The organism is Deltaproteobacteria bacterium (assembly GCA_029858205.1).
GTDB lineage: Bacteria > Desulfobacterota > GWC2-55-46 > GWC2-55-46 > DRQE01 > JAOUFM01.
In genome coordinates, this window is record JAOUFM010000002.1 from 201,587 (window position 1) to 215,367 (window position 13,781).

The following is a 13,781-nucleotide window of genomic DNA, read 5'->3' on the forward strand; positions in this document are numbered from 1 at the left end:
CTGCATCCTAACGCCCGTTGGATGACGAATCCAAGGCGTGAGAGAGGCTCTGCCTTGCCACTATATAAAAGCTCTGCGCCCATGCAAGAGGGCAGTTCCAGTTCATCTCGCCTCCGCTATAGAGCTCGGGCACTCTGCCGTCCGGGGTCATTACGGCCTCGAGCTTGTCGATATACCAGGTGGCCTTCTCAACATGCTCCTTGTGCGTGCCAAACACCGCTCCGAGCGTAAATGCCTTCATCGCAAGCTTCGAATGCACGATGCTTAGCCACGCAAACCCAAGCGGCCACTCCGCCTCCCTGCCAAGCGGCGCCGAGGCATCGGCATTGTAGTAGAGGTCTCCCTGATAACGTATGACGCCGTTTGTGCGAACGAGCTGCTCCTCCACATTTTTCACTATCTGCAGGGCCTGCGCATCGCTTACGATGTTATAGGGCCAGACGAGGCTAAGCTGCGCCATGTCAAAGGGCCGCGCCGGGGACTCTGCCGGAAGAAGCTTATTTAACGCATCCCTGCCGTGTTCGATAAACTCCTGGGGCACGGGCAGGTACTCGCTTATGGCAACCTGGTGCGCGTACTTGTAATGATAGTACCCGTCGTCGTGCCACATCGTAAGACCTGCGAGCACAGAGCCTATGCTCGAAGAATGCAGCTCAGGGCCCTCCTCCCAAACCCCGAAGTCAGGGTCAGCGTGCCAGCCAACGGTTGTAAGGTAGAGGATGATGTCCCGAAGTAGTATTAGCGACTCGGCCCTGTCCGTGCCGAGCACGTTATAGCCTTTTTTTATGAGGTCGCCTGTCTTGTATAGAAAGAGGCCGAAGATATCCAACTGATGATGGCCCCACTCGTTTGTGATTTCATCGAGCGTTACCGGGTTCACCCTCGCGTGTATGCACTCTGCTGCGCAGCTTCCCATGAAGTGGCGCTTCCTTGCGCCCGAGGATATCTTGTGGCGGTACTTCTGGAATATCCTCAATATAAGGCGGTAGCTCTCGATTAGCTTATCATAGGCGCCGACGTACTCGTTGGCGTAGGTGGCATACATTATGTCGCGAAGCCAGAAGACGTTATAACGGTCCCCGCCCTTATCTCCCCTGTACGGAGACGCGATGTAGCCGCCGTTTAACTGCCTTAAGTTCTCGAGATGATGATAGGCAAGGATGAGCTTGTCCTTTGGCGACTGGTCGATGAACTTTCTGCCGTTGCCAAAGAGATTAGCTATGTCCTGCGATATTGTCGGTGTATCTGACGTCATAAATATCCCTCGACCGTAATGCCTTACGCTACGCCGGAGTCCATACTTTAAGCGCCCCTGGAAGCACCTTAAACGAGAGCTTTGCCGGGGCAAAGAACGCCTCGCCGTCTATCTGCGCCGGGGAAGCGCCCTCTCTCTCGACCTCTACAAAGGAAGTCTTTATCGCGCGGTAGTGCTTTGAAGAATCTATCGTGCCGCGTAGCAGCTTTATGCCGCAAAACAATGTGCCAAAGAACCCGACACCCTCGACAAGGCAGAGGTCAAGTAGCCCGTCGTCTGGCACGGCCTTTGGCGCGATTACGGCATTACCGCCAAACTCTCTCGTGTTTGCAACCGTTAACATAAGAGGGCTACACTCTATTACCCCGCCGTCGTGCTTTATCTTCACAATTCCTGGCTTATAACCAAAATACGCGGCAAAGGTGATTGGCACGTACGGCAGTATGCCGCGCTTCTTGTACGTCTTTGCCCACTCCGCGTACTTGGAGCTAACGACCGCGTCGAACCCTGCTCCGGCGGTCGAGAAAAAATACCTGTCGTTCATCTGCCCTGCGTCTATGGAACGGACAATGCCGGTCTTTAAGACCTTAACGGCATTTATCTTGTTAAAAGGTATCTTCAAAGCCCTTGCAAGGCCGTTACCCGAGCCTGCGGGTATTATGCCAAGGGCGGTATTGGTCGAAACAAGGGCAGAGGCGACCTCGTTAATGGTCCCGTCCCCACCCATGGCAAAGACAGTATCGTAGCCATTTCTAACGGCCTCTTTTGCAAGCTCGTGGGCATCGCCTCTAAACCTGCTGGCCTTGACCTCGAAGAACCCTGTCTCCGTGCCAAGGGCCTCGCTTATCGAGTCAGCCACCACCTCGGCGCCGGCTCCTGAGCCTGCAGCTGGGTTTATTATGAACCTTACCTTCAAATACGCTCCTGATGCCGGATTAATAACGTCAACTTTTAAAGTATATGCATTATTCGGGTTTTTTCAAGCACTATCTCCCTTGATGCCCAAAAAACCGCAGGTTTTATTCGAATTTGCGATAAAATGCTTCCAAGATATGGGGACTAATAAAGAAGCTCTTCGAGGTTTACGAGGTGGCGCTCAAGGCCCATGTCCTTTGCGCCAAGGCCAAGGGAAGCGCCGATGAGCTGCGCAAGGTGGAACACAGGAAGATTGATCTTTCTCCCGGCCTTTTTCTCTGCCTGGGACTGGTAGTTGTCGAGATTGATATGGCAAAACGGGCACGGAGTTACAACACACACAGCGCCCGAGTCCTTTGCGTCAATGAGCCTTGTAGCTGTCATGCGTATGGCAGTATCAGGACTTACCAAATCCGACTGAAAGCCGCAGCACTTTGTCTTACCCGAGTACTCGACAGGCTCTGCGCCAACGGCCTTGATTAAATCTTCTAGAGACTCGGGCTTCTCCGGGTCGTCGTGCCCAAGCGCAGAAGACGGCCGTAAGGTATGGCAGCCGTAAAACGGAGCGACCTTCAAGCCGTTCAACGGCCGCTTCACGTGCTTTGCAACCTCTGCAGCGCCAACCTCTTTATGAAGGACGTTTAGAAGGTGCGTTACCTCGACAGTTGCGCGATAGGTAAGCCCTGCCTCCTTTAGCACCTCGTTTACCTCATTTAGTAGCGAAGCGTCTGTCTTAAGCTTCAAGTTCGCGGAACGCATTATCATAAGGCATGTAGAGCAGATGGTAAGGATATCAACGCCCATTCTCTCTGCCTCTGAGAATATACGCGCATTAAGGGAGAGGGAAAGAAGCGGGTCAAAGTCGCCAACAAGCCCTGCGCCGCAGCAGTTGGCTCTCGGCATATCCATGAGCTCGATGCCAAAGGCAGAGGCAACGGCCCTGGTGGTTTTGTCGGCCTCTCTCGTCATTTCCTTGGACGCGCAGCCCGGATAGTATGCGTAACGTAATTTCATGCCATTAACATCCTTCTGGTGCCAAACGAAACCGTTGATTTTTGCGCCATACTTTGTTGAGGCTGTTTTTCCTTGCTCGACGTATACTCCGTATACGCCTGCGCGCAAAAACAGCCTCTGCCTCGTCTGGCGCAAAACTTAACGGTTTGATGGGTTAAAGACCTTTCTCCTTCCGTCATTCCAGCGTAAGCGGGAATCCATTTTCAGATTACGCTTCACCCACTCATTTTACGAGCAATCAGCTTGCCAATTTTGATAAAATATTCCCCATTAGTTTCTCTTGCCGCTGGATGTCGCATTATTACAAATTGAGTATTTTTATTTTGACCAAAAAACAATTTATGCTCGCCATTTTCACACTTTTCAAATTCAACATCTTGGCTTTCTGCAATAGATTCCCAGTGTTCCTTATATGTTAAACCATAAAAAACTACCGCCTTGGGTTTGTGTTTCTTTATTAACTCTTCTAACACTTTGATACGCTCAGGAAAACATTTGTCCTTAAACCCCTTACGTGTTTTTAGCCATTCCAACCCAAGATGCTCAAAACATTTTTTATAAAGCCACTTCTTTTCACCAGACCCCTTGCATGGCAATGGAGACAACTCAAGCAAACACATTTTTCCATCTATGCCAAATGCATCCTTCTGATAATCCCTGACTGTTTTGCTGTCAATCTGCTTCCCCAAACCACTTAACAACACCCTAATCAATCCACCCCATGTTTGCTGTATTGTAGATTCTTCACGAAACCACGTAGGTGCAATATCGTTACGGAATGTACCAAAGTCTATAAAATTAGTACGGCCACACTTATCCCACTCGGTTATTCTTTTTTCTATAGATTTCTTTAGCTCCTTAGGTTTATCAGAAGCCCCCTCCTCCATTCCAACAAACCAATAATCGGCTTCAGGAACTCCGTATCCATAAAAACCTTTTATAAATTTTTCTAACAACTCACCATCCATGACCATTGTAGCCCCTCCAAGCCTGCAAGTTTGCCGTCAGACGAGGCGCCGGAGGTTTTGAGCCGCAGGCGTATATGGAATATACGTCGAGGACTCAAAACCGAGCGGCAACGAAGTATGGTGGCAAAATCGCAGGCTTGCCAGAGCCGCTCACTTCTCCGCCTTTTCCTTCCGCCTCTTCCTCTCCACCACCTCATAAATCTTACGGACTTCTTCAATACCTTCTATCGAAGGAAATACAATCGGGTGCGGAGCCTTGCCGTGCATGCCCATCCTTATGCCAAACGGTATCATGCCAAAGGACTTAAGAAGCCCAAGCGTTTTAAAGCTCATCGCAGCCTCGTCAAGACGACCTACCCTCTTTATGGAATCGAGCATTGACTCTACATGCTTTGCCCCGTGGTTGTCAGTGAAGCCCTCTTTCATGGCCTCTGCCCGAAGCTTCTCTATTGCCTCAAGAGGTTTTACGTCCTTTGGGCAATACTCTGTGCAATGAACGCAACGCACGCAATCCCACACGCCATGATTAAGGCTTAGCGTTTCAAGCCTTTTGCCGGCGTGCCCTTCCCTTGCATCCCCAACAAACCGCCACGCCTTTGCAAGGGCCGCGGGGCCAAGGTAATGCCGGTCTATTTCGAGGGCATTGCAGCTCGAATTGCACGAGGCGCACATGATGCACTTTTGCGAGTCGTCTATACGCGCCTTCTCCTCTTTCTTCATCTTTACGGCACGGCACTCGCCGCCGTCACTATCCCCGGGCGTAAGATAGGGCGTAATCTTCTCCATCTTTTCCCAGTAAGGGCCCATGTCAACAACAAGGTCTTTTATAACAGCATGGTTGCCAAGTGGCTCGATTGTCAAACGTCCGTGCTTTTTATATTCCATAAGCACCTGTGTCGAGCACGCAAGCTTGGGGAAACCGTTGATTTTCACGGCACAGCTTCCGCATATTGCCGAGCGGCACGAACGCCTGAAGGCAAGGGTAGCGTCCTTTGTCTCGCTTATCTCGATTAAGGCCTCGAGCACTGTCATGCCCTCCGCGGCCTCTATTGTAAAGGCCTCGAGAAACGGCTCGCACACCTCGCGCCTCGACGGGTCACATCTTTTTATGAGGAGCTTTACCTGCATGCCTCTACCACGCCTTCACGTCCTTTCGCTTCACTATGAACCACGGGTTTTTCAAGTCTTCTTTGTTGTATACAAGCGGCTTCTTTGTTGAATAGTCAAGAACCTCCGCGCCGGCGCCTTCTGCCACTGCCTGGCCTGCGGCAGTATCCCATTCCATTGTCGGGCCAAAGCGCGGATATATGTCGGCAGAGCCCTCTGCAATGAGGCAGAACTTGAAAGAACTCCCTGCGTTCACAGTGTCCACATCGCCGTGGAGCTTCCTTGCCGCTTCGAGATACTCGGCAGTCTCCTTTGACATGTGCGACCTGCTGGCAACTATCTTCACTCTCTCGCCCTTTGAAACGCACGGAAGCTTTACCGATGCCTTAAGCATCTCATCCATTGAGCCAAACGAAACGCCGCTTGCCTCAAGCCTGTATGCGCCGATACCCGGGCCGCCAAAGTAGCAGGCCCTCTTGACGGGAACGTATACCGCGCCAAGCACAGGAGCTCCGTTCTCCATAAGAGCTATGTTCACCGTGAACTCTCCGTTACGCTTAACAAACTCCTTTGTGCCGTCCAAAGGGTCCACGAGCCAGAACCGCTTCCACGACTTTCTCACCTGATAGGGAATGGTTGCGCCTTCCTCTGTAATAACAGGGTGCGGCGAGTGCTTGAAAAGCCGCCCGGTTATTATGGCGTTGGCAGCAGTGTCAGCCTCGGTAACAGGGGATTTGTCGTCCTTTAGCTCGACATTAAAGTCAGAGGCGTATACGCCAAGCACTGCCTCCCCCGCCTCGAGCGCTGTTTCAACGCACTCCTTTAAAAGAAAATTCCTGTCCTGCGTATCCATGCCTTAGTACTTCCTCTCCTCGGGCTTATACTTTGTTATCGAAACGTCTTTATAACTTATCTTGTAACCGGAACCATCACGGCTTACAATCGTATGCTTAAGCCAGTTAATGTCGTCACGCTTTGGAAAATCCTTTCTTGCGTGAGAGCCCCTGCTTTCCTTCCTGTTTAGCGCGCCAAGAAGTATTACCTCCGAGAGCTCGAGTATGCAGCCAAGCTCGATTGCGCTAAGAAGTTCTGTGTTGAAACAGTCGCCTTTATCGGTAAGCGTGACGTTTTTATGCCGCTCTTTTAAGCTGCGCATCTTCTTTAGCCCCTCTGTAAGCAAGGCCTCGTCACGAAACACCCCGGCATGCATGCTCATCGCATCGCGCGCCTCGCTAAGTATCCTTGCCGGGCTTTCGCCGCCTTTATTTCCGATAAGCCTCGCGACCCTTGCGGCCGCAGCATCAAAGGCATCTTCCGGGAACCCTGCGGGCGATTTATCCCTTGCATACCTGGCAGCGCTTATTCCGGAGCGGCGTCCGAACACTATCGCCTCGAGTAGCGAGTTCCCGCCAAGCCTGTTAGCGCCGTGTACGCTAACGCACGCTGCCTCTCCGGAGGCAAAGAGCCCGGGGATAGGTGTCTTACAGTCAACGTCCGTCATTATGCCGCCCATGGAGTAATGCATGCCCGGCCTTATGGGAATAGGGGCTTCTATGGGGTCAACGCCCGCGAAGTTTATAGCAATTTCCCGTATCTGGGGAAGCCTTTCCATTATTTTTTCCGCGCCAAGGTGGCGCAGATCTAGTAACACGCATCCGTCAACGCCTCTGCCTTCGCTTATCTCGGTCTGCTCGGCACGGGATACGACGTCTCTGCTTGCAAGCTCCAATTTAGATGGAGCGTACTTTGACATGAACCTCTCGCCAAGCGAGTTTATAAGGTAGCCGCCCTCGCCGCGCGCGCCCTCGGTCATCAGGAGCCCCGTGCGCTTAAGGGTGGTCGGGTGGAACTGAACGAACTCCATGTCCATCAGGGGCGCACCCACGTCGAGGGCAAGGGCCATGCCGTCGCCCGTTGAGCTTAGCGCATTGGATGTGGAGGCAAAGACGCGTCCATAGCCGCCGGTTGCGACTATCACCGCCGAAGAAGAAAGCCTGTGGAGCTTGCCTGTTTCTATCTCAAGGGCTATGACGCCTGCCACAGCGCCGTCGACCTTGACGATATCCGTAACGTGCCACTCATTATAAAGGAAGGCCCCGTGCTTCAAAAGCTGCTCGAACATGACATGCAGCAGCGCGTGCCCTGTCCTGTCGGCAAGGTAGCAGGTACGGGGGAACCCGGCGCCTCCGAAAGGGCGCTGCGCGATGTTGCCCGAATCGTCTCTATCGAATATCGCGCCCATCTCTTCTAATTCCTGAATATTTAGCGGGCCTTCCTTGCAAAAGGTCTCTATTGCGTCCTGGTCGCCCAAGTAATCGCTGCCCTTTACCGTATCAAAGGCATGGGCCTCCCACGAGTCCGCGCTTCCGATTGCGGCGTTGATGCCGCCCTGCGCTGCAACGGAGTGGCTCCTTACAGGGTGCACCTTGGACACTACGGCCACATTCAAGCCTGCCCTCACGCACTCAATCGCCGCCCTCATGCCGGCAAGCCCCGCGCCTATTATTATGACATCGTGTCTGACCATTTTCGTATTACTTAACAATATCGGCTTATCCGTGCCTTGTCAATATGGTAGTGCGCTTTTTTGACTGCGTTCCATAGTGTGATTCCGTAAAAATATCAGCCCGTTAGCACTTTACCGTAAAAAATCTCCATTGCCCTTTTACGCGAAAAACAAAAATCTTGACATTTCGGCTAATTAATAATAACTTAATCTTAAATTAAGAACCTTTGCCTGGAGGCCATTTTCAGGCGGGGAATCTTCATCACACGGCGGCCAAACGCACAGAACGCAGGACTCTCTTCTGTTTTCAGCGGGCCCCTTCAAGATATTCAAGTAAAATCAAAAAACAGCGACAGGAAAGGAGGATTACTAAATGGCTGCAGACACTGGCAAAAAAATGAGTTGGGGCGACCTGCTAAGTTTTGGAAGGGCCGACATCGTGGCCCTCCATAAGACGTGGTTCGCCTTCTTCCTCACGTTCTTCGTATGGTTCAACATGGCTCCGCTGGCAACGACAATAGTCCAGGCCTCGGGGCTCACGATGGCGCACATGAAGGTGCTCGCCATCTGCAACGTGGCGCTTACGGTCCCTGCGAGGGTTCTCGTCGGCATAATTTCCGACAGGCTTGGGCCGCGTAAAACATTTACCATCGTCATGATAGTAATGGCAATACCGTGCTTCGTCTTCGCCTTCGCAACCGACTTCACACAGATGATGGTTGCGCGTCTTATCCTCAGCATGGTCGGCACTGGCTTTGTCGTCGGAATCCATATGACCTCTCTCTGGTTTACTCCCCGCGACATGGGCTTTGCCCAGGGTGTTGAGGCGGGACTTGGAAACTGGGGTTCGTCCATAGCCGCAATCGTCATGCCTATTGTCGCCCTCAACATCATCGGCGGCACCATGGGCTGGAGATACGCCATAGCGCTCTCCGGCGTTGTAATGCTCCTCTACGGAATCTACTACTGGTTCGCAATAACCGACGGCCCTCCCGGCACCGTGCGTCCGAAATCCAGGAAGGCCCCGGCAATAGAGGTAAGCACCTGGCTCGACCTGGTAAACGCCATCCTGTGGACAATCCCTGTCGTCGGCGTGCTCGCGGTCCTCGTCTGGAGGATCAAGGGTATGAACTTCATAAGCGCCGAGGCCGCAACCATAGCCTACATAGTCATAGCGCTCGTGGTCATATACCAGATAATACAGCTCCTCAGGGTGAACGTGCCGATACTCAAGAAGGGCGTTCCCGAGGACGACAGATACCGCTTTACCGACGTTGGCGCGCTCTGTCTCTGCTACGTCGCAACATTCGGCGCCGAACTCGGCGTCATATCAATGCTTCCGGCATTCTTCCAGAAGACCTTCGCGCTCACGCCCCAGTACGCAGGGCTTAGCGCGTCGCTATTCGCGTTCCTGAACTTCTTCTCAAGGGCGCTTGGCGGCTGGATATCCGACAGAATGAGCTCGAGGCGTAACGCGATGCTCCTCTATCTCGCCGGCTGCACCGTTACATTCGGTCTCATGGGCCTCATCGGCGCTTCATGGCCGCTTGCGCTGGCAATCCTCGTAACCCTTGCCTGCGCCATGTTCGTCACCGGCGGTTGCGGCACGACCTTCGCGCTCGTTCCCATGGTAAAGCGCAGGGTCACGGGCCAGATATCTGGCTACGTCGGAGCTTACGGAAACGTCGGAGCGGTTCTTTACCTGACGGTCTACACCTTCGTCTCCGACAGCCAGTTCTTCCTATTTATCGGAGCAACCGGCCTTGCCACCCTCATCTTCTGCTTCTTCTTCTTGAAGGAGCCGGCAGGCGCCTTCGCAACGGAGCACAAGCTCTCGAGCGTCGATAAAGAGCTGATGGGCGGGCACTAAGAACCACTTCTCCACGCAAAACCAAAGGGAGGCGGAATCATCCGCCTCCCTTTTTTATTATCTGCTTTTAGGACATCCATGCCGCACAAACAAAAAGGGCCGCGCAGGATGCGCGGCCCTTGCATACAACTATCTGTCCATTAAAACTAACTGCCTGAACTTATCGCCCCACGCCCCGGATTGCCCCCTACCTGCCCCTTAGCCCTTTGCCTTAAGCTCCTTACCCTTTGCAAAGCCTATCTCAAGGGCCTTCTGGTTAAGCTCCTTGAATGCAACCGGGACCCTCGAGAGAACTGCCTCGGTTATGGCCTCTTTCGGCACAATGCCCGTAAGCTCGGTTATAAGCCCTAGAGCGAGTATATTCGCGACTATGGTCTTGCCAAGCTCCACCCTTGCGGTCTCGGTTATGGGGAAGGAGTATATCTTGTGCTTTTTCCCTGCCGGAAGCTCCTTAACCTCGTCGGAATCTATTAAAAGGATGCCCGAGTCCTTTATGTCTTTATGGTAGCTCGTGCACGCGACCTGCGTCATTGCGAGCATGCAATCTATGGCAGTTGCCTTTGGGTAGTCTATCGAGCCGCCGCTTATGACGACCTCTGCTCTGCTTGCGCCTCCCCTTGATTCAGGGCCGTAGGACTGGCTCTGCACGGCATTCTTATCGCCGTATATGCAGGCAGCCTCTGCCATGATGATGCCGGCAAGTATCATGCCCTGTCCGCCGGAACCGCTAAAACGCATTTCGTATCTTTCCATCTTCGAAACCTCCGCTTTAAGTTGCCTCGGGACGTTAAATCAGCCCCGTTTGTCTGCCATGTTCCAAAACACCCTGACTACAACCGTCCGACAACTCAACAAGGACTAACAGCGCCCTTGTCCGCCGCTCCCTGCTTAATCCTTCTTCGAGCCCTTTGCCTTTTCGCAAAGCTTCTCGTACTGCTCGCAGTACTCTGGCCTCTCGACCTGGTGGAGTATGCCCCTTAGGAGCTTACCCTGAAGCTGCTCGGGCGTCATGTTCTTTGCCTGGGCTACGGCAACGGTACCGTCCTTTTCAATTGCCTCCATCATCTGGGAAGCGCTCTTATACTTGTTAAGACGTCCGAAGTATATGGGGCACTGGTCAAGTATCTCGACAACTGCCGTGCCTTTGTGCTGTATTGCAGCGTGGAGCGTCCTCTCGAGGTCCTGGACATGATAAGAGGTGGCCCTTGCTACAAAGCTTGCACCCGAGGCTATTGCGAGGTTACAGCAGTCGAACGCCGGCTCCATCGCGCCGTAGCGGCTCGTATGAGTTATCGAGCCCTCAGGGGTTGTCGGAGAGAACTGGCCGCCTGTCATGCCGTATATAGCATTACTGTATACGAGGATGACCATGTCGATATTGCGCCTGCAGGTGTGTATGAAGTGGTTGCCGCCGATTGCGAGGCATCGCCGTCTCCGGTCGTGACTATAACCTTGAGCTTCGAATTGCCAAGCTTTACGCCCGTTGCGTACGAAAGCGCTCTTCCGTGGAGCGTGTGGAGAGTATTAAAATCGACATATCCCGGGGTTCTCGAAGAACAGCCGATACCCGAAACCATGCATATGTCGTTTTTTTCTATGGCACTCTTGTCTATTGCGCGAAGAAGGGCCTTTAGCACTATGCCGTGGCCGCATCCCGGACACCAGATATGCGGGAGCTTGCCTTTTCTAAGATATTTATCGTAATCGAACGGTACGCTTATCTTCTCTTTTTTTGCGGCTGCGGTCGACATCTTTTAAAAACCTCCGTTGGGGTTTAACTCTTACTTCGAGAGCTTCTCTATCTCGTCTATTATCTGCTGCGGCTTTATGGGCTCGCCGTCAACGCGGTTGATTGGAACGATATCCGCGCCTTCTGCGCACCTCTCTACCTCGTAGCGCATCATGCCAAGATTAAGCTCTGGAACGATAAAGGCCCTTGCGTTCTTCGCAAGCTTTCTAACCGCTGCCTCCGGGAACGGCCACATGGTGATGGGCCTTAGTACTCCTACCTTCCTGCCCTTTTCCCTGGCCTTTGCTGCAGCGAACTTGGCGCTCCTTGCGGTCGAGCCGAATGCGAAAATCACGATTTCGGCGTCATCGGTCATGTACTCTTCGTTCTTCTCGATGTCCTTTAAGTTGTTGTCTATCTTCCTTATGAGACGCTTGATGCCTTCCTGAATGGTCGCGCCGTCGTTTGTGGGGAAGCCGTCGTCCTTATGATTAAGGCCCGTTATGTGGAAGCGGTACCCCGTGCCAAACGGGGCAAGCGGCGGCACCTCGAACTTCGTGTCATAGGGAAGGTAATCCTCGGGCTTACAGGTCGGCTTTGCCCTGTTTACGACCTCAAGGTCTCCGGGAAGCGGTATTGTGACCGCCTCTCTCATGTGGCCGACTATTTCATCGTAGAATACGAACACAGGTGTCCTGTACTTTTCTGCAAGGTTAAATGCCCTTACCGTCTCTGTAAGGATCTCCGGAACAGACGCAGGAGTAAGCGTGATTACCGGATGGTCTCCGTGCGTGCCCCACTTTGCCTGCATGATGTCTGACTGTCCTGGGCCGGTCGGGTAGCCTGTGGAAGGGCCGCCCCTCATGACATTTACGACAACGCAGGGTATCTCTGCCATACAAGCATAACCAAGGCCTTCCTGCTTAAGCGACAGTCCTGGGCCGCTTGTTGCGGTGAGTGCCTTATGCCCGGCGATTGCGCCGCCAATTGTTGCGCTTATGCCGCCGATTTCGTCCTCCATCTGTATCCATTTACCGCCAATCGGAGGAAGCCTTCTCGATAAAACCTCGGCTACTTCGGTTGACGGCGTTATGGGATAACCGCCAAAGAAGGTGCATCCGGCGTACAACGCGCCCTCGGCGCACGCCTCATTGCCCTGCATGAAAACTTTCTTTCTTTTTTCGGCCATTTTATAAAAGCTCCTTTTTTATGAAGGCTCTATTGTCGTGTGCTGCGTAAGGGAATCAGTCAAAGACCTGTATTGCGAAGTCAGGGCACCGAAGGTCGCAGAGCTGGCACCTTGTGCAGGCCTCGAGGTTAACAACCGTCACCAGAGCGCCCTTCATCTCAAGGACGTTCGTTGGGCAGAAGTCAACGCAGATGCTGCATCCCTTGCACCGTTTTTCGTTTATCACTATCCTCGGTAGTTTCTTTGCCGCCTCGGTCATCTTGCCTCCATTTTAAAAAACTTAAAATAAGACCCCTCGCGCCTTATACGGCGAAGGGGTTAAATAATATCACTTTTTGATTGCCTCTACAAGTGTTTTGCCTATGTCTGCAGGGGTCCTTGTGGTCTTCATTCCGGCCCTTGCCATTGCCTCGTACTTCTCATCAGCCGTGCCCTTGCCGCCTGCTATGATAGCGCCTGCGTGACCCATCCTTTTGCCCTTCGGAGCGGTTGCGCCGGCGATATATCCGATGACAGGCTTCTTAACGTTCTTCTTTATGAACTCCGCTGCCTCTTCCTCCGCGCTCCCTCCTATCTCGCCTATCATTATCACGGCGTGAGTGTCCTTGTCCTTTTCAAAAAGCTCGAGCACGTCTATAAAATTGGTCCCGTTTACAGGATCTCCGCCTATGCCCACGCATGTCGACTGCCCGAGCCCAAGCCTCGTAACCTGGTCAACCGCCTCGTATGTAAGAGTGCCGCTCCTCGATACTATGCCTACGTTACCCTTCTTATGGATGTGACCGGGCATGATGCCGATTTTACATTCATCCGGGGTAATAACGCCCGGGCAGTTCGGGCCAACGAGCCTTGAATTACGGCCCTGCATGAAACGCTTTACAGCGACCATGTCCATTACCGGGATGCCTTCTGTGATACAGATTACAAGCTCTATATCCGCGTCAACTGCCTCCATGATTGCGTCTGCTGCAAAAGCCGCAGGGACATATATAACGGAAGCGTTCGCGCCGGTTTTCTTCTTTGCCTCGGCAACGGTATTAAAGACCGGGATGCCGTCCATATCTGTCCCGCCCTTACCGGGCGTTACCCCGCCAACCATCTTTGTCCCGTACTGGACCATCTGTCGGGTATGGAAGGTGCCCTGCTCTCCGGTGATGCCCTGGCATATTACCTTTGTATTCTTATTAACGAGTATGCTCATCGAAGTATCGCTCCACGAGGTTTTTAG

At 52.8% G+C, this 13,781-nt stretch carries 12 protein-coding genes and 1 pseudogene; 1 reads left to right on the forward strand and 12 read right to left on the reverse strand.

Annotated features, from left to right (window positions below):
- Window positions 1-7: 7 nt before the first annotated feature.
- The 7 genes from OEV59_02465 to OEV59_02495 all read right to left on the reverse strand — a co-directional run bounded on the left by OEV59_02465 (window position 8) and on the right by OEV59_02495 (window position 7,786).
- Window positions 8-1,255: a glycoside hydrolase family 15 protein gene (locus OEV59_02465; protein ID MDH4226607.1), complete on the reverse strand. Its 1,248-nt coding sequence runs from the start codon at window positions 1,253-1,255 to the stop codon at window positions 8-10.
- A 28-nt stretch (window positions 1,256-1,283) separates the two neighbouring features.
- On the reverse strand, window positions 1,284-2,171 hold the full coding sequence (locus tag OEV59_02470) for a diacylglycerol kinase family lipid kinase (GenBank protein ID MDH4226608.1): 888 nt from the start codon (window positions 2,169-2,171) through the stop codon (window positions 1,284-1,286).
- Between the two features lie 143 nt (window positions 2,172-2,314).
- Window positions 2,315-3,184, reverse strand: a complete 870-nt coding sequence (locus OEV59_02475; GenBank protein ID MDH4226609.1) for a CoB--CoM heterodisulfide reductase iron-sulfur subunit B family protein — start codon at window positions 3,182-3,184, stop codon at window positions 2,315-2,317.
- Window positions 3,185-3,399: 215 nt separating this feature from the next.
- Entirely contained in the window at window positions 3,400-4,158 is a 759-nt protein-coding gene (locus tag OEV59_02480; protein ID MDH4226610.1) for a hypothetical protein, read from the reverse strand.
- Window positions 4,159-4,302: 144 nt separating this feature from the next.
- Window positions 4,303-5,280 (reverse strand): succinate dehydrogenase/fumarate reductase iron-sulfur subunit, encoded by a 978-nt coding sequence (locus tag OEV59_02485; protein ID MDH4226611.1) that lies wholly within the window; start codon window positions 5,278-5,280, stop codon window positions 4,303-4,305.
- Between the two features lie 4 nt (window positions 5,281-5,284).
- Window positions 5,285-6,112: a 3'(2'),5'-bisphosphate nucleotidase CysQ gene (gene cysQ, locus OEV59_02490; GenBank protein MDH4226612.1), complete on the reverse strand. Its 828-nt coding sequence runs from the start codon at window positions 6,110-6,112 to the stop codon at window positions 5,285-5,287.
- Window positions 6,113-6,115: 3 nt separating this feature from the next.
- Entirely contained in the window at window positions 6,116-7,786 is a 1,671-nt protein-coding gene (locus OEV59_02495) for an FAD-dependent oxidoreductase (GenBank protein ID MDH4226613.1), read from the reverse strand.
- 352 nt (window positions 7,787-8,138) lie between these two features.
- Here OEV59_02495 and OEV59_02500 point away from each other — a divergent pair, with 352 nt between their 5' ends.
- Window positions 8,139-9,635, forward strand: coding sequence for an MFS transporter (locus OEV59_02500; protein MDH4226614.1), 1,497 nt, complete (start codon window positions 8,139-8,141; stop codon window positions 9,633-9,635).
- Between the two features lie 198 nt (window positions 9,636-9,833).
- Here the strand turns inward: OEV59_02500 and OEV59_02505 are convergent, their stop codons facing one another.
- The 5 genes and pseudogenes from OEV59_02505 to sucD form a co-directional block, all read right to left on the reverse strand.
- Window positions 9,834-10,388, reverse strand: a complete 555-nt coding sequence (locus OEV59_02505) for a 2-oxoacid:acceptor oxidoreductase family protein (protein ID MDH4226615.1) — start codon at window positions 10,386-10,388, stop codon at window positions 9,834-9,836.
- A gap of 135 nt (window positions 10,389-10,523) precedes the next feature.
- Window positions 10,524-11,386: pseudogene (locus OEV59_02510) on the reverse strand (2-oxoacid:ferredoxin oxidoreductase subunit beta).
- A gap of 30 nt (window positions 11,387-11,416) precedes the next feature.
- The gene (locus OEV59_02515; GenBank protein MDH4226616.1) at window positions 11,417-12,553 is read right to left on the reverse strand and encodes a 2-oxoacid:acceptor oxidoreductase subunit alpha; all 1,137 of its coding nucleotides are present in this window, start codon (window positions 12,551-12,553) and stop codon (window positions 11,417-11,419) included.
- Between the two features lie 55 nt (window positions 12,554-12,608).
- The gene (locus OEV59_02520) at window positions 12,609-12,812 is read right to left on the reverse strand and encodes a 4Fe-4S binding protein (GenBank protein MDH4226617.1); all 204 of its coding nucleotides are present in this window, start codon (window positions 12,810-12,812) and stop codon (window positions 12,609-12,611) included.
- A gap of 69 nt (window positions 12,813-12,881) precedes the next feature.
- Window positions 12,882-13,754 (reverse strand): succinate--CoA ligase subunit alpha, encoded by an 873-nt coding sequence (gene sucD, locus OEV59_02525; GenBank protein MDH4226618.1) that lies wholly within the window; start codon window positions 13,752-13,754, stop codon window positions 12,882-12,884.
- Window positions 13,755-13,781: the final 27 nt, after the last annotated feature.